The 20,228-nt window shown below is 70.8% G+C and carries 26 protein-coding genes; 14 read left to right on the forward strand and 12 right to left on the reverse strand.

Translation table 11 applies throughout. The annotated features are described in order from the left end of the window. Positions 1–4 precede the first annotated feature (4 nt). The 12 genes from OG509_RS32360 to OG509_RS32415 all read right to left on the reverse strand — a co-directional run bounded on the left by OG509_RS32360 (position 5) and on the right by OG509_RS32415 (position 10,381). A complete protein-coding gene (locus OG509_RS32360) occupies positions 5–307 on the reverse strand; it encodes a hypothetical protein (protein WP_406186160.1) in 303 nt (100 codons plus the stop codon). Between the two features lie 150 nt (positions 308–457). Next, on the reverse strand, positions 458–901 hold the full coding sequence (locus OG509_RS32365) for a hypothetical protein (protein ID WP_406186161.1): 444 nt from the start codon (positions 899–901) through the stop codon (positions 458–460). 228 nt (positions 902–1,129) lie between these two features. Next, positions 1,130–1,942, reverse strand: a complete 813-nt coding sequence (locus tag OG509_RS32370; RefSeq protein WP_406186162.1) for a hypothetical protein — start codon at positions 1,940–1,942, stop codon at positions 1,130–1,132. Continuing rightward, complete coding sequence (locus OG509_RS32375; RefSeq protein ID WP_406186163.1) at positions 1,939–2,187, reverse strand: hypothetical protein; 249 nt, start codon at positions 2,185–2,187, stop codon at positions 1,939–1,941. Before OG509_RS32375 ends, OG509_RS32370 begins: the two co-directional genes overlap by 4 nt. A 38-nt stretch (positions 2,188–2,225) precedes the next feature. Then, positions 2,226–2,702, reverse strand: a complete 477-nt coding sequence (locus OG509_RS32380) for a hypothetical protein (protein ID WP_406186164.1) — start codon at positions 2,700–2,702, stop codon at positions 2,226–2,228. A gap of 452 nt (positions 2,703–3,154) precedes the next feature. After that, positions 3,155–4,672 carry a VirB4 family type IV secretion system protein gene (locus OG509_RS32385; RefSeq protein ID WP_406186165.1) on the reverse strand — a complete coding sequence of 506 codons (1,518 nt, stop codon included), beginning with the start codon at positions 4,670–4,672 and terminating at the stop codon, positions 3,155–3,157. A 30-nt stretch (positions 4,673–4,702) separates the two neighbouring features. Continuing rightward, complete coding sequence (locus OG509_RS32390; protein WP_406186166.1) at positions 4,703–5,149, reverse strand: DUF6238 family protein; 447 nt, start codon at positions 5,147–5,149, stop codon at positions 4,703–4,705. 44 nt (positions 5,150–5,193) lie between these two features. Further along, entirely contained in the window at positions 5,194–6,657 is a 1,464-nt protein-coding gene (locus tag OG509_RS32395) for an SCO6880 family protein (RefSeq protein ID WP_406186167.1), read from the reverse strand. 89 nt (positions 6,658–6,746) lie between these two features. Then, positions 6,747–8,099, reverse strand: coding sequence for an ATP-binding protein (locus OG509_RS32400; protein WP_406186168.1), 1,353 nt, complete (start codon positions 8,097–8,099; stop codon positions 6,747–6,749). A 32-nt stretch (positions 8,100–8,131) separates the two neighbouring features. Beyond that, on the reverse strand, positions 8,132–8,815 hold the full coding sequence (locus OG509_RS32405; RefSeq protein ID WP_406186169.1) for a hypothetical protein: 684 nt from the start codon (positions 8,813–8,815) through the stop codon (positions 8,132–8,134). Then, entirely contained in the window at positions 8,815–9,129 is a 315-nt protein-coding gene (locus OG509_RS32410) for a DUF6112 family protein (RefSeq protein WP_406187743.1), read from the reverse strand. Before OG509_RS32410 ends, OG509_RS32405 begins: the two co-directional genes overlap by 1 nt. A 115-nt stretch (positions 9,130–9,244) precedes the next feature. Further along, the gene (locus tag OG509_RS32415) at positions 9,245–10,381 is read right to left on the reverse strand and encodes a C40 family peptidase (protein ID WP_406186170.1); all 1,137 of its coding nucleotides are present in this window, start codon (positions 10,379–10,381) and stop codon (positions 9,245–9,247) included. A gap of 534 nt (positions 10,382–10,915) precedes the next feature. On the opposite strand from OG509_RS32415, the gene OG509_RS32420 reads away from it, so the two are divergent. The 14 genes from OG509_RS32420 (at position 10,916) to OG509_RS32485 (ending at position 20,196) form a co-directional block, all read left to right on the forward strand. Then, entirely contained in the window at positions 10,916–11,671 is a 756-nt protein-coding gene (locus tag OG509_RS32420; protein ID WP_406186171.1) for a DNA-methyltransferase, read from the forward strand. Between the two features lie 277 nt (positions 11,672–11,948). Continuing rightward, positions 11,949–12,488 carry a DUF4913 domain-containing protein gene (locus OG509_RS32425; protein ID WP_406187744.1) on the forward strand — a complete coding sequence of 180 codons (540 nt, stop codon included), beginning with the start codon at positions 11,949–11,951 and terminating at the stop codon, positions 12,486–12,488. Further along, positions 12,485–12,970 carry a type II toxin-antitoxin system RelE/ParE family toxin gene (locus OG509_RS32430; protein WP_406186172.1) on the forward strand — a complete coding sequence of 162 codons (486 nt, stop codon included), beginning with the start codon at positions 12,485–12,487 and terminating at the stop codon, positions 12,968–12,970. The genes OG509_RS32425 and OG509_RS32430 overlap by 4 nt, the downstream gene beginning before the upstream one ends. After that, a complete protein-coding gene (locus OG509_RS32435; protein ID WP_406186173.1) occupies positions 12,967–13,593 on the forward strand; it encodes a DUF3631 domain-containing protein in 627 nt (208 codons plus the stop codon). Before OG509_RS32430 ends, OG509_RS32435 begins: the two co-directional genes overlap by 4 nt. Then, positions 13,578–14,102, forward strand: a complete 525-nt coding sequence (locus OG509_RS32440; protein ID WP_406186174.1) for a GNAT family N-acetyltransferase — start codon at positions 13,578–13,580, stop codon at positions 14,100–14,102. The genes OG509_RS32435 and OG509_RS32440 overlap by 16 nt, the downstream gene beginning before the upstream one ends. A gap of 179 nt (positions 14,103–14,281) precedes the next feature. After that, positions 14,282–14,797 carry a hypothetical protein gene (locus OG509_RS32445; RefSeq protein WP_406186175.1) on the forward strand — a complete coding sequence of 172 codons (516 nt, stop codon included), beginning with the start codon at positions 14,282–14,284 and terminating at the stop codon, positions 14,795–14,797. 44 nt (positions 14,798–14,841) lie between these two features. After that, positions 14,842–15,555, forward strand: coding sequence for a hypothetical protein (locus OG509_RS32450; protein ID WP_406186176.1), 714 nt, complete (start codon positions 14,842–14,844; stop codon positions 15,553–15,555). Between the two features lie 149 nt (positions 15,556–15,704). Next, the gene (locus OG509_RS32455) at positions 15,705–16,157 is read left to right on the forward strand and encodes a hypothetical protein (protein WP_406186177.1); all 453 of its coding nucleotides are present in this window, start codon (positions 15,705–15,707) and stop codon (positions 16,155–16,157) included. After that, positions 16,154–16,603, forward strand: coding sequence for a hypothetical protein (locus tag OG509_RS32460; RefSeq protein ID WP_406186178.1), 450 nt, complete (start codon positions 16,154–16,156; stop codon positions 16,601–16,603). The genes OG509_RS32455 and OG509_RS32460 overlap by 4 nt, the downstream gene beginning before the upstream one ends. After that, the gene (locus tag OG509_RS32465; RefSeq protein WP_406186179.1) at positions 16,604–17,023 is read left to right on the forward strand and encodes a hypothetical protein; all 420 of its coding nucleotides are present in this window, start codon (positions 16,604–16,606) and stop codon (positions 17,021–17,023) included. Positions 17,024–17,052: 29 nt separating this feature from the next. Continuing rightward, on the forward strand, positions 17,053–17,916 hold the full coding sequence (locus tag OG509_RS32470; protein WP_406186180.1) for a winged helix-turn-helix transcriptional regulator: 864 nt from the start codon (positions 17,053–17,055) through the stop codon (positions 17,914–17,916). Beyond that, a complete protein-coding gene (locus OG509_RS32475) occupies positions 17,913–18,410 on the forward strand; it encodes a hypothetical protein (protein ID WP_406186181.1) in 498 nt (165 codons plus the stop codon). Before OG509_RS32470 ends, OG509_RS32475 begins: the two co-directional genes overlap by 4 nt. After that, positions 18,407–18,871 carry a hypothetical protein gene (locus OG509_RS32480; RefSeq protein WP_406186182.1) on the forward strand — a complete coding sequence of 155 codons (465 nt, stop codon included), beginning with the start codon at positions 18,407–18,409 and terminating at the stop codon, positions 18,869–18,871. Before OG509_RS32475 ends, OG509_RS32480 begins: the two co-directional genes overlap by 4 nt. Before the next feature lie 53 nt (positions 18,872–18,924). Beyond that, on the forward strand, positions 18,925–20,196 hold the full coding sequence (locus OG509_RS32485; protein WP_406186183.1) for an MFS transporter: 1,272 nt from the start codon (positions 18,925–18,927) through the stop codon (positions 20,194–20,196). Positions 20,197–20,228: the final 32 nt, after the last annotated feature.

Below are 20,228 nucleotides of genomic sequence, written 5' to 3' on the forward strand. Positions count from 1 at the left end.
CGTGCTAGCGGGTGTGGCTCGTGCGGGTGGAGGCTGCGGGTGCGGGCGCCGCCGGCGAGGTCTGGGGTGGCCTGGAGCCCCAGGCCTGTGTGGTCGCGTACTGGGGGGAGGCGGTGGCGGCGGCCTGCGAGATTTCGGTGCGGTACCACTCGCGCGGGTCCCGCACCGGGGTGGTCTGCGCCGGCTTGGTGTTGGCGGGATCGAGGGAGTAGTCGGCGTGGACCTGGTATCCGCTGCGGCGCAGGCTCTCGATGGCCTGGCGGGTGCGCCGGGGCCCGTCGTGGGTGGGGGTCGTCAGCAGGTACACGCCGTGCAGGCCGTGCAGCAGCTGGAATCCGAGACGGGTCAGGTACCACTGGCTGATGTGGTGGGGGATTCCTTGGGCGGAGGCGACGTACCCGTACTGGGGGTGCGTGCCGACGACGAACTGGCCGGGCAGGGGGCGACTCCTTGCGGATCAGCGGCGCGCGGCGTGCGCGGTAGTGGCCGGGGTTGGTGGGGAAGGAACGACCGCGGTGGTAGTCAGCGTTGGCGCGGGCGGAGGCTGTCGGCCGGGGACCGGCCCGGTCGGCTGCCACAGCGCCGGGTGATCGCTGAACCGGGTACGGGGATCGGTTGCCCACCCGACGACGGGACCGCGCGCTTCTTCGCGGAGGCTGATGACCTCGATGCCGTGCTCGTGGAGCACGTAGCCCCAGTTCAGGCCGCCGGTCTCCCCTTCACGGATGGACATGCGCCGAGGGGGAGAGCCGTCCGGCGTGACCAGGTCGTTCATCTGCTCGCTCGCGTAGTGCTTGCCGCCTGTGAGTTCGTTGACGAGGGCTTCGGGCGCGCCGTCGAGCAGGTCGGTGCCCAGTGCGGACCAGGCGACGGGCACTGCATCGATCAGGTGCCGGATCATGGCGTCGAGATCGTCGGCGAACTTGTTCTGGTGGGCAGTCAGAAGAAGGGGGAGGTGGTGGCTGGGGTATCCGTCCCAGTGGACGTAGATCCCCTCGTACCCGCCGGCCTCGGTGGGGTGGGCGATGAAGGAACGGGTTGCCAGGGGGAGTCTCCTACGAAGTGCGATACGTGTAGTTGGGGTGTCGCAGTCCGGCGGCGGGTGCTTGTAGCCGGTCGCTGTTCCTGGTCAGCGGGCCCGGCCCAGGTTGCCGGGTGGCGCGGACGGTAGGCCGGTCACCGGCGCCGGGCTGGTGGTGTGCTGGGAGCGGAAGTACATCTCCAGCGGGTGGCGGTCGCTGAGGACGACCTCGAAGCCGAGGTCGTGGAGCCGGTCGGCGGCGTCCTGGACGAGGACTTCGGGAGCGAACTGTGACTTGGTTGCCGTCACGCACAGGCCGGTGCCGGGGTCCAGGTGCCAGCGGCCGTCCTCGTGGAGCAGGGCCATCACGGCGCGGGGCATGAGCACGTCGGCGATCGGCCGCCCATCGGCGGACCGGCCGATGACAATCCGTTGCGCCTGTTTGAACCTGGTTCCGCTGGCCACGCGCGTGGACGCCAGCCGGTAGTACGGAAGGAGACGCCGCCGTACCGCGGCGGCAGCGCGGACAGGGTCACCGGAAACCGAGACGGCTTGCGGGTGCGGGGTCGTGTCGTACTCGAACACCCCCGCCGGCAGCAGCGCCCCGACCAGGAACTCGCTGGGCCGATGGGGCCGCTGGACGACGCAGAGCTGCAGGCCGTGGGCATGGGTGAGGAAGGCCTGCGCACGCTGATGGTCACCGTCCTGGTGCAGCGCCCGCCAGAGGACACCCTCCTCCATCTCCCAGAGCCGGTCGTCGGCGTGGCTCCACCGATACGGCGTGGGCAGGACTCTGTGGCTCCACGCCAGGCCCAGACGCGGTGCCACCTCGGCGGTGAACATCTCCAGGGCGGCGCTGACGGCCGTCGAACGCCTCAGCGTCTCCCGCTCGAAGGGGAGCAGGGGATTTCCTTGGCTCATACCGAGGGCGCCTGGTGGTGGAGGTGGGCGACGGGCAGGCCGAGCGGCTGCAGCGCGTGCACGGCCTGGAGCACGAGGTGCTCCTGCTGTTCAGCAGGCAGGGAGGCCGACGCGGTGTATGCGTCCAGCCGCGAGCAGTAGGTGAACCCCCTTGACCACAAGAGGCGTTGCACCGGGTCGGAGAGGGGGAGGGACATCGGCCCGGCGACATGGAGTCCTATGCGGATGCTGACGGGGTGGTACACGGGGAACCTTCCTGAAGGACTGGGCTGCGGGGGCGGAATCAGCGGTTGCGGGTGGCGCGTACGGCCGGCGGAGGGGCGGGGACCCCGGTCACGGGCGCGCCGGCGGAGTGTGGGGTCGACGGGTCGCGGGGAAGCCGTGTGAGAAGCGTGTCGATGACGGCGAGCAGCGGGCCGACATCGTGAAGATCGCGGGACCCTGTCGATGCGGTGGAGTCGTAGAGGACCGTCATCGAGGTCCTGTCCTCGGCGGGAGCCTCGTGCGTGGCCAGCCATCCGCCGCGCGCTCCGATGAGGACGACGGAGTCGTGTCCGGGCGGCCAGGCGTAGACGAGCCAGTCGTCCAGCCCGTACTGGACATCGCAGATCAGACCGCGCTCGCGCAGCGGGGTGGTTACGTGGGCGAACCGGGCCCACGCCCGCTGCCAGCTGGGGTCGAGGACGTTGCGGTGATCCGGCAGGGGTGCCAGCGGGCGGTTTGACGCACAGCCCGCCATCGGCTCCTGCTGCGAGGTCATCGGATCCGACCAGATGCTGCGGGCGTGACGGCAGGGGGTACCGCGACAGGTGATGTTCGGGCCAGCATCGCGGCTGTGCGGGCGGGAAACACACGAGTGAGTTCCGTGGCCTTGCCGCGCAGTTGCTGTGCGACAGGGCGCAGGGCACTACTGGCCTGGTCGAGATGCTCCTGGATGACGAGCCGCACATCGCTCGGCGGAGGGGTGCGCCCGGTGGAGGAGTGCCGGATGTTCTCGTGGAGGAAGCCGAGACGGTCTACCACCTGGCTGAGGTGGGCGAGGGCGGTGCCGAGCGGAGTCGCGCACCACGGTGTGGATGTCCGGGGTGATGTCGTCGCCTCGACGCAGGTGCTCGGCCTGCGGAACGTCGTCGAAGACCCGGTCCAGACTTCGCGCGAGCTGGAAGAAGTAGTCAGGGCTGGTGATGTCGGGAATAGGCTGTTCACTGCCTTTCAATGCATACGGGAATCGGTATCGAACAGGGCTTGTTCGGCGGGGTGGAGCAGGTGCTGGACGATGAAGGACCGGCCAGCGACCTTCCAGAGGCCTCGTCCGCGGTTGAGGTGGGAGATCGCCTCGGTCTCGACAGAGGTCAGGCCGAGCAGGGCGGCGGCTGCGTGGACTTGGTCGGTTTCCTGGCGGTAGACGATGCGGGTGGAGCAGTCCGCGAGGAGGCCCTCGGCCAGGGCCCGGCCCTGGGATCCGGCATCGCCGGCGGTCAGCAGGTCAGACAGCCGGTGGATGACCATGAGGTTGGCGATGCCGAGACCACGGGAGAGCTTCCACTGGGACTGCATGCGCTGGAGGAGGGCCGGGTGGCGCATGAGGCGCCAGGCTTCGTCGTAGACGATCCACCGCCGACCGCCGCGCGGGTCGGTGAGGGCGGACTCCATCCAGGCGGAGGCGCAGGTCATGGCGAGGACGAGAGCGGTGTCGTCGCCGGATCCGCCGAGGCGGGACAGGTCGATGGACAGCATCGGGCTGGCGGGGTCGAAGGCGACGGTGGAGGGGGCGTCGAACATGCCGGCGAGGTCGCCGTGGACGAGGCGGCGCATGGCGTGGGAGAGGTCGCGGGCCGCGTCCCCGAGGTGGCCGGAGACGGTGCCGGCGGCCTGGTCGAGGAGGGCGGGCTGGGCGAGGGTGTGGGCGATGTCGCCGAGCAGCGGCGTGCGGCCTGCTGCGGCGGCGGCGCTCACGACGCCGTCGAGAGCGATATCGAGGGCCGTGTGTTCCATCGGCATCAGTTCCCGGCCGAGCACGGTGCGGGCCAGAGAGCCGAGAAGCAGCAGGCGCCGCTTGCGGACTTCGCCCGCCCAGTCGGCCTCCGCTACGGACGGAGGCCGGGGAGCGGCATCCAGGGGGTTCAGGCGGCCGGGCAGGCCGGGGCCGAGGGCGATCGAGGTGCCGCCGAGGGCTTCTGCGACGGGCGTCCATTCGCCCTTGGGGTCGCAGGGGACGTACACGCGGTACCCGAAGGCCACCGACCGCAGGGCGAAGCTTTTCGCGAGGGCGCTCTTGCCCTGGCCGATTACGCCGGCGAGCAACACGTTGGGGTTGGTGAAGCCTTCGACCTTGCCGTACAGGGTGAACGGATCGAAGGTGAAGGCAGCTTCGGCGTGGACGTCGCGGCCGATGTAGATGCCGTCTGCTCCGAGACCGCCTTCGGCGAGGAACGGATAGGCGCCGGCGGCGACTGCGGTGGTCATGCGGTGGGCGGGCAGGCGAAGGCGGCTGCCGCGTGCGGAGGAGGCGCCTGGTCGCCCTGCTGCGGGATAGAGGGGGAGCGGCATCTCCTCCTCGGCGGGCTCGTGTTCGCCGGAGGGGGAGGTGGCTTCGGCGCGGGCCTTGGCCTGGGCTTCGGCGAGCTGGCGGCGGGCGGCCTTGCGGGTGTTGCGGTCGGTGCCGTGGGGAGTGAACAGGGGACTGGCGGAGGCGCGGCGGGCGCGGCGGCCGGGGCGGTGCTGGGACATGGGGGCGGATCGTTTCTGCGGGGGCTGCCCTCAGGCGGTGCGCGCCGGGCGGGGGCCGTGGTCGGCGGGGGTGGTCTTGCGGCGGATGGCGTGGCCGGAGGCGAGCTGCCGCTGGCAGATCGTGAGGACCGGAGGTCCCTCGGGCAGTCCGTCGGGGCGGCAGACCTGGTCGGATCCGGTGTGCTCTGCGGCCGGGAGGGTGTGGAAGGCGTCGTGGACGCTGGTCGCGGCCTGCCACAGCCGCAGGTGGGCGGAGGCCATGTGGCGTCCGGCGGCCGGATGCTGGGGCCGGGTGGTGTCCGCGAGCCGGTCCATCAGGAGATGGAGGCCGGTCAAGTGGCTGTGCAGGACGTCCAGGTGTACGCGGTCGGCGGGGCCGCTGGTCCGCGCAGCCTGGCGGGCGTGGTGCCGGATGCCGGCGGTCGCTGCCCGCAGGTAGGGGTGCGCGTCGCCGACCGGGGTGTGGGCGTGGGTCAAGTCGGTGGGTCCTTGCTGCCGCGGGGTGTGCGGCGGGGTTTCGGCTACAGGGCGGTGCGGGCCAGGGGGAGGGCGGCGAGGGTGAATGCGTCGGGCTGCTGGTAGGTCAGGCGGCGCAGGTCGACCTGGGCGCTGACTGCGGCGGTTTCGATCTGCGCGCATGCTGCGTCGAGTGCGGAGTCGGTCTCGGCGGAGACGGTCAGCAGGCCGGTGAGGGCGACGTCGGCGTGTCCGGCGATCAGCTGGCGTTCGCGTTCCTTGACGTCGCCGTACTCGACGGAGTCGGCCTCGGAGTCGACCTGGCCGCGGCGCTGGCGTTCGGCGGCGTCGGCGATGATCGTGGCTTTGGTGCGCTGGACGTCGCGCAGCGCGGACTCGAGTCCCTGGGGCACGTATATAAGGGAGAAGGAGCGGCGCACGCCGGCGGTGAACATCAGGCCGTGCAGGAATCCGGCGCCGGTTTCGGTGCGCGGCCAGTTCTCCACCCAGTAGGTGGCGTGGCGGGCGGAGTCGGTGATGACCCGGTCGTACTCCTCGACCTGGACGACGGGACCGGCGGCGGCCGGGTCGGCTTCGGCCCTGCCGTGCTCGGACCACTGCTGCAGGCCGGCAAGAGCCTTGGGGTCATACGCGGTGCGGACGACGGCGGCGATTTCCCGGGCGGTGAGCCAGCCGGTGACCATCAGGCCCGCGTTTCGGGCGGCCTGGGCGACGGAGGTGGTGGTCTGCCCGAGCACGGTGAAGGCGCCGGGCAGTCCGCCGCCGGCCTGGCTGATCAACCGCTTGGCGGCCTTCAGGTCCAGGGAGACGGCGATGTACGTCTCGTGCGGAGCGGCGGCGGGACCTGCGGAGGCGACGAGTTCGGAGTACACGTGCCCGGCGACCTGGGCCTGCGGGTTGCCGTGGGTGGTCCAGTGGCGGGTAAGGGTGTCGCCGGAGTCGGGGACGGTGCGCTCCAGGACCTGGATGGTGGCGATGTGCCCGCTGCGGGCGATACCAGCCAGCGCCCGGCCCCACGTGGTGACGTTGCCGTTCTGGGTGGCGGGGTCGAGGAGGGCGAAGGCTCTGCTGGAGACGCGGGCGACGGCGGTCAGCGTCTGGGCCTGCGGGTCGTGGACGGCGGACGCCTGCGATCCGGAAGGCGTGACGACGCGCAGCGAGGCAACGGTGCCGGGCAGGTGGAGCATGCCGTCGGTGCGGGGCCGGGACACCGCGCGGGCCAGCCACAGGGTCTGGCCGGTGCGGCGGCGCTGTGCGTAGCGCAGGACGATCGGCGTCCAGTCGATCAGCGAGCGCCCGTTGCGACGGATGGCGACGAGGGCGCCGACCGCTGCCCAGAGGGGGGTGAGGGCGAGGGCGCCGACCAGTCCGGTGGACACGACGGTCACCAGGAGCAGGGCGAGGGCGGAGGAGACGAGGGCGAGCTGGGGCAGGGACAGGCCGAGCAGGATGCCGCGCTTGGAGCGGTGGGGGAACTTGATCGTGAGGGGGAGGGCGAGGTCAGACAAGGTGGGGCCGCTTTCGGGGGCGCGGGGTGGGGCCCGGGCGGGACACGGCAGTGGTGTGCGACGTGTCCCGCCCGGGTGGCGTGGACGGGTCAGGAACCGGTGGGCGAGGGCGGCGTAGTGAACGGGCTGCCGCCGGAGCCGGTCGCAGGCTGCGACGCCGACGGGGCGCCTTGCGGCGGTGCCTGTTCGGAGCTGTTCGGTGCGGCTGCCCACCCGCTGCCCGATCCGGGCTGCGCGCCGGGGCTTCCGCCGAGGTGGCCGCTGGTGTCCTGGCCCGCGCTGGTCGGCGGGGGCTGGACGGCCTTCTCCATACCGCTCTTGAACGCGTCCGCGGCCGGGGACATACCGGTTCCGCCTTCCTGGCCTCCGCCTCCGGAGGAGCTGGATGCGATGTCGCCCGGGAACTGCCCCGGCACGCTGGCGGGGCCCTGGGGTGCGGCACCTGCTCCGGCAGCGGCGCCGCCGGTGCCGGCGGTTGCGGCCATCGCGGCGGCCTTGCGGGTCGCCTTCTCCGCGTGCTGCTTGGCGATCTGGGCACCCGCTCCACCGGAACGGTGAAGGGATTCGCCGTCAGCGCTTTCCGCCGCCCAGTGCACGAATTTGAATGTGGCGTACGGGCAGAGCATCACCAGCATCATGACGACGATGCCGGCCAGGCAGTCGGCCAGGGCGCCGATGCCGTCCTTCGCCTCGGTCTTGCCCATGGCAGAGACACCGAGGAGGAACACGATCGTCATCAGCAGCTTGGAGACGACGAGGGTGGCAGTGGCTTCGATCCAGCCCCGGCGCCAGCGTCGCGCGACCTCCCAGCCGCCGCCGGCCCCGGCGAAGACGGCCAGGGTGACCAGCACGAGGATGCCGACCTTGCGGACCATCATCACGCACCAATAGAGGATCGCTCCGATGGCGGATCCGATCCCGACGATGGCGGGCACCATCCAGCCGAGCGGCACCATCGATCCGACCTGGGACACCTTGACCATGCGGCGCACGGACTCCTCGATCGAGGACCCTGCCGCGGCGAACAAGCCGTCGGACAAGGCGTCCACGACCTCGATGGCCACGGTGGTTCCGGCGATGGCCGCGAAGGAGAAGATCACGCCGCTCGCCGTGCCGGTGAACGCCTGGGCCAGGGCGCGTCCGTCGCGTTGGAACGCGGCCCGCACCAGCTGGGCACAGAACGTGGCGACGAGGAGGACCAGGCCGATCGGGAGGATCAGCTCGTAGTTGTCGCGGAACCAGCCCGCATTCAGATCCACCTTGGTGGTGACGTTGACGGCGTCGGCGGCGAGATCGGCGGCTGCGGCTGCGAGTTCGCCGCAGGACTTCGCGATCCAGTTGCCGATGCCCTCGGTGATGGCCTTGCCGGGATCGGAGACGAAGTCGATGGCGTCGGCCGCGCTGCACAGCTTGCTGGCGAGGGGCAGGGAACAGAAGTCCACTGGAGGGTTACCTCCCTATCTTCAGTGGCGTGCTACGGGGCGACGCTGGGGGCGATGGAGACGAGGGCACAGTCGCTGCCGGGCCGGCACTGGACGGCGAGGGTGACCGAGCGGTCCTCGGCGCCGCCTCCGCCGTCCTTCCAGGCGATGGTCTGCTTGCCGGTGACAGTGACCGCGTAGATGTACGCCTCGGTCAGCGCGGACGGGTTCTCGGCGAGGGCCTGCTTGAACGCCGAGGGGAAGCGCGCCTCACCGACGGTGGCGGTGGCGTGCTGGGCGTTGTCGGCCATACGGGACCAGAGCACCGGGTCCGGGACCTGACCGGAGATAGAGGTCCAGTCGGTGTACTTCGTCTCGCTGGTCATCCAGGCGTTCATGCCGGCGAGCTGCTGGTCGCGGGTGGTGGTGCGGCTGTCGTAGAACCAGAGCATCACTGCCGACGCGCGGGCGTAGGCGAGCGGGTCGGAGACCTTGGGCGGCGCCGGGACGGATCCCGTTCCGGCGCTCGGCTTCGGAGCCGTCGCGGCCGGCGCGCTTGGCGCGGGAGCCGAGGGCGCCTGTCCGCCGACGTGCTGCTCGCCTCGGCCGGTGAACCAGGCGGCGAATCCTGCGACCGCGAGCAGAACGGTGATGACGACGGCCCCGACGAGGATGCGGCGGCTTGTCGACCAGTGGGTGGTGGCCCGGTGAAGGGGGGAGAGGGAACGTTTCGGCATTAGTGGACCTGCGTCCCGAGGGCCGAGAAGAAGGCGACGATGCCGTTGGCCGCGCCTAGGCCGAGGGCGGCGCCGGCGGAGACGACTGCCCCCTTCTTGCCGTTGGCCTCGGCCTGGTGGCCGCCGCTGTGGTGGCCCCATGCCCACACGCCGAGGGAGACGGCGAGCGCGCCGACGACGGCGATGATGCCGAACATGTTGATGCTGGACACCACGTTGCGGAGGACGTCGAGTCCAGGGAGGCCGCCACTCTTCGGAGTGATGCCGGGGTCGAAGGCGAGGTGAGTGACGCGGTCTGCGAGTGAAATGGGTATGGCGGAGCTCCTTGCGTGCGCAGGCCGGAGGGGCCCTGCGGGTATGCGGGGAAGGGGAGGGCGCGCTGGGTGCGCGGGAGGGGCCCGGATCAGGCCGGTGGGCGCGGCCGGCGGGCTAGCTGTTCAGCGCGGGGATGCGGCGGACGGCGAGGATCTGCCAGTCGCCGACCTTCTCGATCCGCACCGGCTTCGTCGTACGCGGCGCGTTGATCACCAGGCCGGCACCGATGTACATGCCGACGTGCTCCGGTACGGCAGCGGTGCCGCGAGTGAAGAGCAGGTCACCGGGCTTCAGGGCGTTGGCCGGCACCGCGTCGCCCTCGTTGACCTGGGTGTACGTGGTGCGGGTGAGTTGGACGCCAGCCTTGGCGTAGGCCTGCTGCATGAGTGAGCTGCAGTCGCAGCGGCCCATGGGGTCGGGGCCGTGCGGCGCGTTGCAGCTGCCGCCCCACTGGTACATCGTGCCGAGCTGGTGCATCGCCCAGTCGATGGCGGTACGGGCCTTCGGGGAGGCGTCGGCGGGGATCTTGTAACCGTCGGGGACGGTGCCTTCGGGGATGGTGCCCCAGTCGGCTCCGTTCTCGCCCGGCTTGCAGCCTCCGCTGCCTCCTGGTGTTGGGCCGGGTTCCTGGCTGGGCTGGTTGCCGCCGTTCGGCAGCGTTTTGGCGATGGCCTGTTGGAGGGCTCGTGAGAGCGGCTCCCACTGGGCGTACGCGTCCGGGTATCCGGAGCGCTGCACGGCTTGGGCGGCCTGAGTGATCGTCATCTGCTGCCACCCCTTGACCTCCAGTAGCCCCTTGTAGAACTTGGTCGAGGCGTAGACGGGGTCGCGGATCTGCTCTGGCGTTCCCCAGCCCTGGCTGGGCCGCTGCTGGAACAGGCCCAGCGAATCCCGGTCGCCGTAGGTGAGGTTGCGCAGCCGGGATTCCTGGATGGCTGTGGCGAGCGCGACGACCTGTCCGCGCTCGGGGATCTTCAGGGCGATGCCGGTGGCGACGATCGTCTTAGCGTGGGGGATCTGCTCGTCGGGCAGTTCCAGGCCCTCGACACGGACTGTGCTGTCGCTGCCCTGGCCGCCGAGGATCGATGCGACCTGCTTGGCGACGGCCGCTGTGTCGACGCTCGTGCCGCCGGGGGTGCAGGCGGCGCTTCGGGAAGCCGGGCCGCTTCCGGCAGCGGCCATGGCGGCGGTGGTGGCGAGGAGGAGGGGGGAGAGGCAGAGGACGCCGATGGTGGCGGCTACGGCCTTCAATCCGGGGTGCCTCCGTGCTCGCCGGTACGGGCCGGCGGCCGGGTTTCAGGCAGGGGAGGGCGCAGAGATGTCATAGCGGTGTCCTTGGGGAAGTGATGCCCCGGCCGCGCGGTGCCGTGCAGATGTGAGAAGGGCGAGTCCGGCCGGGTGATGGGTGAGCTGTGTGCCCAGGGGCGTCGTGGCGAGTTGCCGCTCGCGGTGACGCACGGGCGGGTCAGGTGTGCCGGGACAGGGGGTGCCTCCATGTGGGCATGACGGGGGAATGGCGCCAGCGGCGGGGTGCGCCGGGCAGTTCCAAAACAGTAAGCGGCGATCCCCGGTTGACCAAGAAATAGATGATCAAGGCTCTATTTCAAGGGTTTTGGCGGCGACCATGGTCAACCGGGGATCGTGCCCTACAGTTTTGTTCTCCCCCGCACGACCTGCCTTGTGGCCCCCTGGCTTCTTCATGCCCGCACACGGCCAGGCAGCGTCATTCAAGCGTGGCCGGAGATCACCACTTCGCCTTTCCCGAACCGAAATTGGGGTACCTCTTTGCCTTTCTCCCTGCACCAGGGCGACGCCCTCAGCGTCCTGTCCGCCCTCCCGGACGACTGCGTCGACTCCGTCATCACCGACCCGCCGTACAACTCGGGCGGCCGGACCGCGAAGGAGCGAACGACCCGCACGGCCCGGCAGAAGTACACCTCCGCCGACGCCGGCCACACCCTGCCGGACTTCACCGGCGAGAACATGGACCAGCGCAGTTACGGCTTCTGGCTGACGCAGATCATGACCGAAGCCCATCGGCTCACCCGCACCGGTGGCACGGCTCTGCTGTTCACCGACTGGCGGCAGCTGCCCGTCACCACGGACGCGATCCAGGCCGCCGGCTGGCTGTGGCGCGGGGTGCTGGCCTGGCATAAGCCGCAGGCCCGCCCGCAGAAGGGCCGGTTCACCCAGAATTGTGAGTTCATCGTCTGGGCGAGCAACGGAGACATGGACGGCTCCCGGAACGAGGTCTACCTCCCGGGCCTGTACTCGGCCTCGCAGCCGTCCGGCGCGAAGCGGCAGCACATCACGCAGAAGCCGGTCGAGGTGATGCGCGAGCTCGTCAAGATCAGCCCGCCGGGCGGCACCGTCCTCGACTTCTGCGCCGGATCCGGCTCCACCGGTGTCGCAGCACTGCTGGAGGGTCGGGACTTCATCGGCGTCGAGAAGACCAAGCACTACGCCGAGATCGCCTCCGACCGGCTCACCGCAACCCTCCAGCAGACCCTTTCCCAGGACGATTTCGTCCTGTCTGCCTGATCTTCGACAGCTTGCCGAGGGGGCAGGGGTGGCATCTCGCATTCCTGCCCCCGGCCGTGCATCGGGGCTTTGTAGCACGCGATCCCCGGTCAGCCAAACCGGGGAATCTGTGGATGGTTGAACTCCAGTCCCTAACGAATTCCGACGTGCCGCATGCGGCTGCGAGGAGAGACCTTTCGTGCTCGAACCCATAGACGGCCCTGACGGCCTGGAGATGGATCCGATCCGCCTTCCGGAATCCGACCTGGAGAGCATCGAGGCCAGCGTCCGCAAGCTCCTGGACCAGTCGGCCCAGCAGGCGAGGCAGCTCGACAGCCTGGCCGCCGCACCCGACCCGATGCCCTTCGCAGGCTTCCCCATGGCAGGCCTTCCCGGCATGCCCGCCCGCGCTCTGCCGCCCGAGCCGAAGCCGATCCTGGAGCTGGACGGCGAGGAGAAGGAGAACGAACTCGACTCCCTCACCGACTGGGTGGAGGACTTCCTCATGCCGGTCTACGGCGCGGAGATCACCACCGCCGCGCCATGGTGCGAACAGTGGCAGCAACACCTCGACGTCGTGGCCTGGCTGCACGCCCTGTGGCTGGCCTACCAGCAGCACAAAGATCCCGAAGCCGGGCCCAGCGGAATGTTCGTGTGGCACCGGGACTTCCTCACCCACGCGATGGCCGCCGTCCGCGCGGCCGGCGGACCGCTGTCGGCCTGCCAGACCGACCCCGACCGGCCCGCCCACCGTCTGCTGTGCGGACCCGGCCGGTCCACCCGCCCGTTGGCCACCGACGGAGACGACGCGGTCGATGTCTCCGAGGCGGCCTCGTGAGCGGCCACGACCAGCCCGCATTCGGTCTGACCTTCGACCCGCGGGCCCTGACCGACCTCCTCCAGGCCCCCAGCGACATCCGCGACCTCGCACTCGCCCAGCTCCAGGACGTCGTCAACGCGAAGCTGTTCGGCGGCAAGCTCACCGCCGAACTCGACGGACTGCGCAAGCTCTACGTCGACTCCCGCGCGGCCTGGCGCATCGTCTACGACCAGCGCCGGGCCCCCGAGGGATCCGCCTACCGCACCGAAATCCACGTCGTCGCGATCCGCCCCCGGGACCGGCACGACGTCTACAACACCGCAGCCGCCCGCCTGGGCATCAAGCGCCGGCCGGTCGACGCCCTCACCCACGCCGCCCGGGCCCGGTCCCCCCAGCTCGACACCACCCGCACCATCCCCAAGCCCGGACCGCCGCCCTACGCGGTCCCCGGCCTTCCCCAGCCCGCACTTCCCCTCACCCCGAAAGGCCCCACCCGTTGACGACCTTCCCCAACTTCCTCGACACCTTCACTAGCACCCTCCTGGGGACCAAGCCGTTTGAGGAGAACCCCCGCCACAGGGCCCTCCTGAACGTCTTCACCGAGGTCCAGGACCTCGAACAGCGTCTGCTGGCCGCGATGACCGCCTCGCCGCAGCCCGGCCCTGGGGCCGTCGAGCAGCTGGAGGCGTGCACCGACCTCCTCCTCGAACGACTCGCCGCCGGATACGAACTGTCCCTCCTCCTGTCCACCGGCTGCTGCTGCGCGGAGGACGTGGTCGAGGCCAACCCCTGCGTGCCGTACGGGCTGGAGCAGGACGAGGAGTGCTGCCAGGAACCGGCGGAACCGCCGGCCGGCCTGCTCGACGCCTGCAGCGGCGTCTTCGCCGAGCTTGGCGACCCGCATGCCGTGGCTTCCGCCGATCTGGTGGACGCTCTGCGACGCCTTCCGGGCGTCGCCGGCAACCACTGGCGCTACAGCGACCTCACCCAGGCCCGCCTCGCCGAGCTCCTGGCCCCGTACGGGATGCGGACCCGCGACATCACCCTGCCGGACGGCCGGCGTCGCAAGTCCTACCAGCGCGAAGCCCTCCTTGCGGCCATGGGCGTGTGCACCAGCTGCTGAACTCCTCCGACGCCGTCCGCATCCGGACCGCGACCCTCGCGGACTGGCCGCTCATCGAGACATTCCACCGCAGCTGCTCTGAGCAGGCCTTGCACCGCCGCTGGGGCAGAACGTGGATCGTCCACCGCGACATCGAGCGGCTCCTGCACCACTCCAGTTGCTGGATCGCCCTGCACGACACCGACGATGTCGTCGCCCTGGGCTCGGCCGGACCAGTCAGCCGACAACCGGGCGTCTTCGACCTCGGCCTGCAAGTCGCCGACGTCCACCAGCGCCGAGGCATCGGTCTTGCCCTCGCCCGACACGCCGCAGCCCATGGCCGTTCCCGCGGGGCGCACACCCTCTCCGTCTACGCCGAGGCGTCGAACCTGCCGATGCTCGGCCTGGTTCGGCGGCTCGGCCACCCCACCGAAATCCGACAGGGCGCGCACCTCGACGTCCGCGTGCCGCTGTCTGGGGCGGGTGCCGCCTGCCCGACGACACCCGCCCCGCCACCGTCTAGGAGGTGATCTTCTTGCCGTCCATCACGCCGCCGACGAGGGCTCTGACCAGCCTTGACCATCGAGTCGAGGCGGCAATCGGCCATAGCGTCGACCGCCTGTGGAAGTACCAGGACCGAGGCCTGCTTGACGAGCCGCTCAGCCGTCTCGCCGAAGCCCACCGCACCCTGTCCGAAGCAGAACGGGGCGTGACCTTCTACCGAGTCCTTCTCCAGCGTCTGGCCTCCGGGGAACTGCCCGTAGACCGAGACCTGTTCAAGCGCATCGACCGGACCGTCGCCCAGCTCAAGGACGCAACCGCCACACGGGATGCCTGCCAGGACCACGCGGTCGCCGTACTCGAGCCGCTGGAAGCCGCAGCCCCGGCACGCGCCACGGCGGGAGGTGTGGACCTGATCGCCCACGAGTTCGCGGCGCTCCTCGCCATCAGCCAGGGCGCCAAGCTCCATCAGCACCTGCAGACCGGGCGCATGTCCGTCGTCACGGCCTCCGGAGTACGCGTCGCTCACCCGGTTTTCCAGCGACTCGAAGAAGCTCGGCTGGTGGTACGCGACACCTCCCACCCACTCCACGCCGGGCAGCCCGTCTCGCTCACGGACAGCGGGCGTACGACAGTGACCGCCACCGGCCGCCCTCCTGCCGCGACGGCAACGCCTGCTCCCCGTGCGGGCTCCTGGCCGGCGGCCTCCACGCGGTCCCGTTGATGCACTGCCCCGACCACTTGCCCCTCCGACACGAAATGAGCTGAATGCCGCGAACCGACTATCGGCCTGACTTCCGCCTCGACGGCTTCGAGCCCGTCAACGACGCCGTGGGGGAGGCCTTCTGGGACCACATCGACTCGGACCGCGACTCGATGACCACCCTCGCCTCCCATCACAGCCCCGATGGCCGCCAGAGCTTCTTCGTGATCCACAATGGCGCCGTCACGTGGGGAATCCCCGGCCAACCCCAGCTCGTCGCCCTACGCCTCGAACGAGACATCGCAGCCAAGGCATACAGGTTCGAGCACGCCGAGCTGCCGCTCCCGGCGATGGCCCAGTCCTGGCTCATCAAGCGCGGTTGCCCATCCGAGGCCATCTCCATGCCGCCGGGAATGGGCACCAAGCCTGCCGACACGGCGACCGTGGCCCTGCAACAGCGGCTCATGGGCGACGGAGACCACTTCGCCCTGCTCCACAGCTACACCGACGACACCACGCCGAAGCCCGAGACCACCGTGCTCCTGCGCGCACTGGACGAGCGGGTGGAGAAGCCGTTCCGGGTTCTGCTGGAGCAAGCCGACCTCGACACCTTCACCCACACGCTGCGCGAGGGCGCCTTCGAGACTGTCGAGGCTGCCGTCGGCTGGATGGAAGACCGCTCCAGCACCCTGCCGTCGGCGGTGCCGTCCACAACCCGTGCCGCCGGCCCGGCAGCTCTGCCGGTCGCTCCGCCACAGGTCCGCGGCCGGGCCCGCTGATCGCGGAAGGGCCGGAAGGTAGCAGCACATCCCCGGTCAGCCAAACCGGGGATTCTCCGGACCCTAGTAACTGGCCCACCGCGCAAGTCCGGGCCGTCCCGTCGCCGTTCATCCCTGTCGCCCCATGCCCTCATGGAGAGGAGTTCGCCATGCCCGAAGAACTCGACGACGTGCTGGCCGCCTTTGCCCAGCAGATCCAAGCCCGTTTCCAGATGCCCCTCCACCAGCTGCGCGATGCCGTAAAGGCCGCCCCGCAGGCGAATCCCGATGCGACGACCGTGGCCCGCTGGTACGGCCACCTCGAAGAAGCCCAAGGGCTGCTGTCCCAGGCCGAGGACGACCTCGTCCTCGCCCTCGACCGCGCGCCCGCCGGCGAGCTCGAAGACCCGGTGATGGCGCTCGCCGACCGTGTGAACACGCTTGTCGCCGTACGGGACGGCCGCGCCATGGTTGTCCGCCACCTCCTCGACGACAACGCCCCGGGCAAACGTACGCCGGGAGCCTGGCGCGGCGTATCCCGCACCGGGCCCGCTATCGCGACCACGCCCGTCGCCCGCCCGGCCGCAGTGCCCGCCGTCCCAGTCCGGGGAGGCATGCGATGAGCGCCTCGACCAAGCCCACCAGCCTGGACGACCACCTCGAAGAGGCCTTCGGCGCGCCCCTGGCTCAGCTGTACGTCGCCGCGGAGGCCTGGACCGCGTCGCCTCCATTGCAGCGGGCACTCGCACTGCGCTCGTTCCTGGCGCTGGCCGAGGAACAGGTCACCATCGTGCGCGACACCATCCACCTGGCGACCGCTGCAGACCGCGATCCGGGCGTGCTCTCCTCCGATGCCATGCGTTTCGACGCGCAGTGGCTGGGGGCGGCGCTTGTTGCCCGCGACAGGTACACCACCGCTCTGGGCGAACTCCTTCGGACCATGCCGCCCCCAGCTGCCGCCCGGGAAGGGCCGCCGCAGATCACCCAGCCCAAGATCGCGACCCGTGCCGCACCCGGGGTGCCTCCGGTCATGGTGGGGTCCCAGGCCCGGAGTCCGTGGGGCCACTGATTGCCCCACAGCACCTCCCGGCAGATCGCCGACCACATCGAATCCCTCTACGGCCGCCCGCGCGCCGAGCTTGAGGCACATGCCGACTCCACCACCCACCCGAACATGCTGTCCGCGCTCTTGGCCGCCCACGCTGCCGTCGAGTTCGCCGAACGTGACCTCGCTTTCCAGCTCCAGCGGCTACGGCAGCTGATTCATCCCGAGCGCCAGGTCGGCCGCTTCGACGCCAGCCACATCCACGACTGCGCCCGCCGCATAGGTGAAGCCGTCGCCGTACGCGACACCCAGGCCATGCACGTCACCGCCGTGCTGCAGAGCCTGCACCGTGTCCCCGCGCCGGAGTCCCCACCCGCCACGACGGTCACACCGCTGGCCCCGGCCGTTGCCGCCGCAGCAGCCGCGCCCGCCCGCGCCCGCTGAACCCTCACCCACGTTCCAGGAGCACCCCCTTGGCTACCACCGGCCTGCCCGAATCCATAGCGTCCGACCTGTCCCGCGTCACCGAGAGCCTGCAGATGCTGGCTCCGCGGTGGAACGTCTGGGTGCTGATGACCCTGGCCGAGACGCCTCTGCGCTACCGGGAGATCAAGAGCGCACTGCCCTGGCTCCCCGACGGCCAGCTCCACCCCAGGATCGGCAAGCTCGCCGATGCCGGACTGGTCGAACGCACCGAGTTCGAGCCGCAGACCGTGCTGTACGGCCTGTCCGTCCGCGGTCGCGAGCTGCTGCCAGTCCTGGGCGTGATCGCCGCCTGGGGCAGCAAGCACCTGGACAAGGAGACGGTGCTGGATCCGGCGACCGGTCACCGGGTGCCCAAGCCGGTGCCCCGCGCACAGGACATCGAGGACACGATCGCGCTGATCGCGCCCCGCCAGGCCACTCCGATCCTGTGGGCGCTGCGCATCCGCGGAGCATCCAGCGCCAAGGCGCTGGCCGCCACGGCCATGCCCGAGCGGCACCTGACCAACGTCTACCAGCCGCTGAACCGTCTGGCCGAGGACTTCCTCGTCACCAAGGACCGTCAGGGCAACGCCGAACTCACCGCCGCCGGACGGGACCTGGCTCCCGTCTACCAGGCCGTGTCCGCCTGGGCCGCCGGCCGCCCGCTGGCCCAGGCCACCAGCCACCCGGTATGGGCCTCGAACCCCGCGCAGTCGCTGACCGGACCCGCCATGTGGGCCACCACTCAGCCGCGCACCCCAGCCGTGCCGACCACCCCGGCCCGTGCGACATGGGCCGCAGGCGACCTGTTCTCGCACACCGTCCCGGCCCGCCCCGTCGGTGTAGCCCCGATCGGAGGCCGTACCCGATGAACGCGTTCTCCGACACTGCTGCGCTCGCGCGGGTCACGGCAGCCCTGTCCCACCCTGGCCTCGTCCGGATCATCAGCGACATCGACGACAACGGCCCCCTGCAGCGGCACCTCCTCAGCCGGACCTTCACCGGCCTCTCCCGCCAGCAGCTCCGCCACGCCACGGCGTCCGGGCGCGCGCTGCGCCTGCTGCGGGCAGGGACGCACGCCGGGAACCCGGCTCTGGTACTCACACCCGCTGGCAAGGAGCTCGCCGACGTCTACGACACGGCGGCACGCTGGGCCCGCACCCACCACTACCCCTGCGACGTGAGTGACTTCGTCGCCCGCGTCCAGGCCACCCTCACCCTGCTCGGCGAATACGACGGCACCGCGGGCGACGAAGCCCCGCACGCACCGCAGGCCGCGCTCGTGTCATGGATCCGCGACCACGCCGCCGCCTTCGGCCATCCCCTGGCCGGCACGTCCCCGGACGAGATGGAGCTCGCGGCGTGAGAGCCGCACCCGAGGCCCGGGCTGTGGCTGCCCTGGGGACCAGCCGTGTGGCCCGCGCGGTCGGCATGGACCCCAACGTCTGGGCGTACAACGCGATGAAGGACGCACCCGGCTACGGGCAGGCCACCGTCATGGCCGTGATGAACACGGCCCTGAACGTCAATACCGTGCAGCGGCAGCTCCTCGACGATGCGGCTCGCGCCGTCGAGGAGCTGTCCAAGGTCCTGACCGGCAAGGACACCACCGATCACCGCTCAACCGCGGGACTCCTCGGCGACAGGAGTAGCCGCATGGAACACCTGGCGATCCGGCGCGGCGAACTCCTCGGCCAGCTCGACACGCACCTGGCCATCTACCAGGAAGCCGCAGCCGAGCCCAAGCCCCCGGCCAGCCCGTCGAAGGCCCTTGGCCTGACGCATCCGGTCGACACCGGGCCGCAGGCGCGCACGCCGCGCCGCTGAACCCCCTTCTGCTCTGCTCGCTGCGGCGGGCGCATTCTTGCGTGAAAGCGACGATGACCACCGATCTCGTGATCGCCGGCCCACGGCACGCCCTCCTCCCGCAGCTGTCCCTGCTGCGCCGCATCTACCTTCCCCGTACCGCCGACGCCGGCGCGTTCGCAATGACCACGTATGGCATCCCGCTGATCGTGCTCGCCACCACCCGCTCCGCGACCCTCACGGGCCTCGCGTTCGCGCTGGAGTGGATCCCCCGCCTCGCCGCGTTCTCCCTGGCCGGAGCAATGGTCGACCGGCACGGCACCAAGCGGGTCTTCCGCATCGCCTCCGTGCTGCGCGCCCTGGTGGTCCTGGCCGCGGCCGTCATCCTGCCCACACAGGCCGGAGGAGTGGGAGCGACCACCACCGTGATGGCGCTCGCCGCAATCACCGGCGTGGCCACCGAGTTCTCCTACATCGCCGCCGAGACCGCGGGCGCCACCGCCAGCAAGGACGCGGGGGAGCAGGCCCACCGCGTGCAATCGGCGCTCCTGGGCATCGACCAGACCGCCACCCTCGCCGGCCCCGCCCTCGCCGGATTCCTCCTGCACTGGGCCGGAGTCACCGGCACCCTGCTCACCATCGCCGCCTGCTCCCTCCTCGGCGCCGCCCTCGCCCCCTGGCACCGCGAGACCCGCCTGGTCCCCGCCGCCGCATCCGCGCTCACCGGACTGCGCACCGGATGGAAGACCCTCGCCTCCCTCCCCGCCCTCGCCTGGCTGATCGCCGGACTCACCGTCTCCAACATCGCCACCGGCATGCTCCAGGCCGCCGCCCCGATCATCGTCGTCCAGCACCTGGGCTACTCCAGCGCCGCCGTCGGCGTGATCTGGTCGGCCGCCGCAGCAGCCTCCCTCGTTGCGGTCGCGTGCTGCCGCTTCGCCATCGACCGTGTCGGCCTGTGGGCCGCCGGAGCGGCCAGCGCGATGGTCGCCGCGCTGGCAGGCCTCGCCGTCTCCCAGGCCGGCACCTACACCCACTTCCTCGTCCTGACCGCCGTACTGATGGCCGGCGAAGGCGGCATGACCGTCGTCCTGCGCACCCTGCGCTCCCACCTCATCCCCGAACAGGTCTTCGGCGCCACCCTCAGCATCACCATCCTGATCATGCTCCTGCCGTTCCCGCTCGCAGGGATCCTCGTCGCCGTGACACCGGCGACCGCCCTCGGCCACGTCCTGACGGCCTGCGCCGCCCTCCAGGCCATCGGCCTCCTCACTGCCTTCTGGCGCCTGCGCCGCGAACCCGCCCTGCGCCACCGGCGCACCCCCGTCATGTCGGACACGCCCTGACCCACCCAGCCCAGCCCCGCTCGCTCCGACCC

Source organism: Streptomyces sp. NBC_01006, from assembly GCF_045162725.1.
GTDB lineage: Bacteria > Actinomycetota > Actinomycetes > Streptomycetales > Streptomycetaceae > Streptomyces.

Bases quoted from the DNA above. Each gene is read 5' to 3' on its own strand.
- OG509_RS32365 (WP_406186161.1), bottom strand. From the start codon at position 901: ATGATCCGGCACCTGATCGATGCAGTGCCCGTCGCCTGGTCCGCACTG.
- OG509_RS32370 (WP_406186162.1), bottom strand. From the start codon at position 1,942: ATGAGCCAAGGAAATCCCCTGCTCCCCTTCGAGCGGGAGACGCTGAGG.
- OG509_RS32380 (WP_406186164.1), bottom strand. From the start codon at position 2,702: ATGACCTCGCAGCAGGAGCCGATGGCGGGCTGTGCGTCAAACCGCCCG.
- OG509_RS32385 (WP_406186165.1), bottom strand. From the start codon at position 4,672: ATGTCCCAGCACCGCCCCGGCCGCCGCGCCCGCCGCGCCTCCGCCAGT.
- OG509_RS32405 (WP_406186169.1), bottom strand. From the start codon at position 8,815: ATGCCGAAACGTTCCCTCTCCCCCCTTCACCGGGCCACCACCCACTGG.
- OG509_RS32450 (WP_406186176.1), top strand. From the start codon at position 14,842: ATGCCGCGAACCGACTATCGGCCTGACTTCCGCCTCGACGGCTTCGAG.
- OG509_RS32455 (WP_406186177.1), top strand. From the start codon at position 15,705: ATGCCCGAAGAACTCGACGACGTGCTGGCCGCCTTTGCCCAGCAGATC.
- OG509_RS32460 (WP_406186178.1), top strand. From the start codon at position 16,154: ATGAGCGCCTCGACCAAGCCCACCAGCCTGGACGACCACCTCGAAGAG.
- OG509_RS32475 (WP_406186181.1), top strand. From the start codon at position 17,913: ATGAACGCGTTCTCCGACACTGCTGCGCTCGCGCGGGTCACGGCAGCC.
- OG509_RS32485 (WP_406186183.1), top strand. From the start codon at position 18,925: ATGACCACCGATCTCGTGATCGCCGGCCCACGGCACGCCCTCCTCCCG.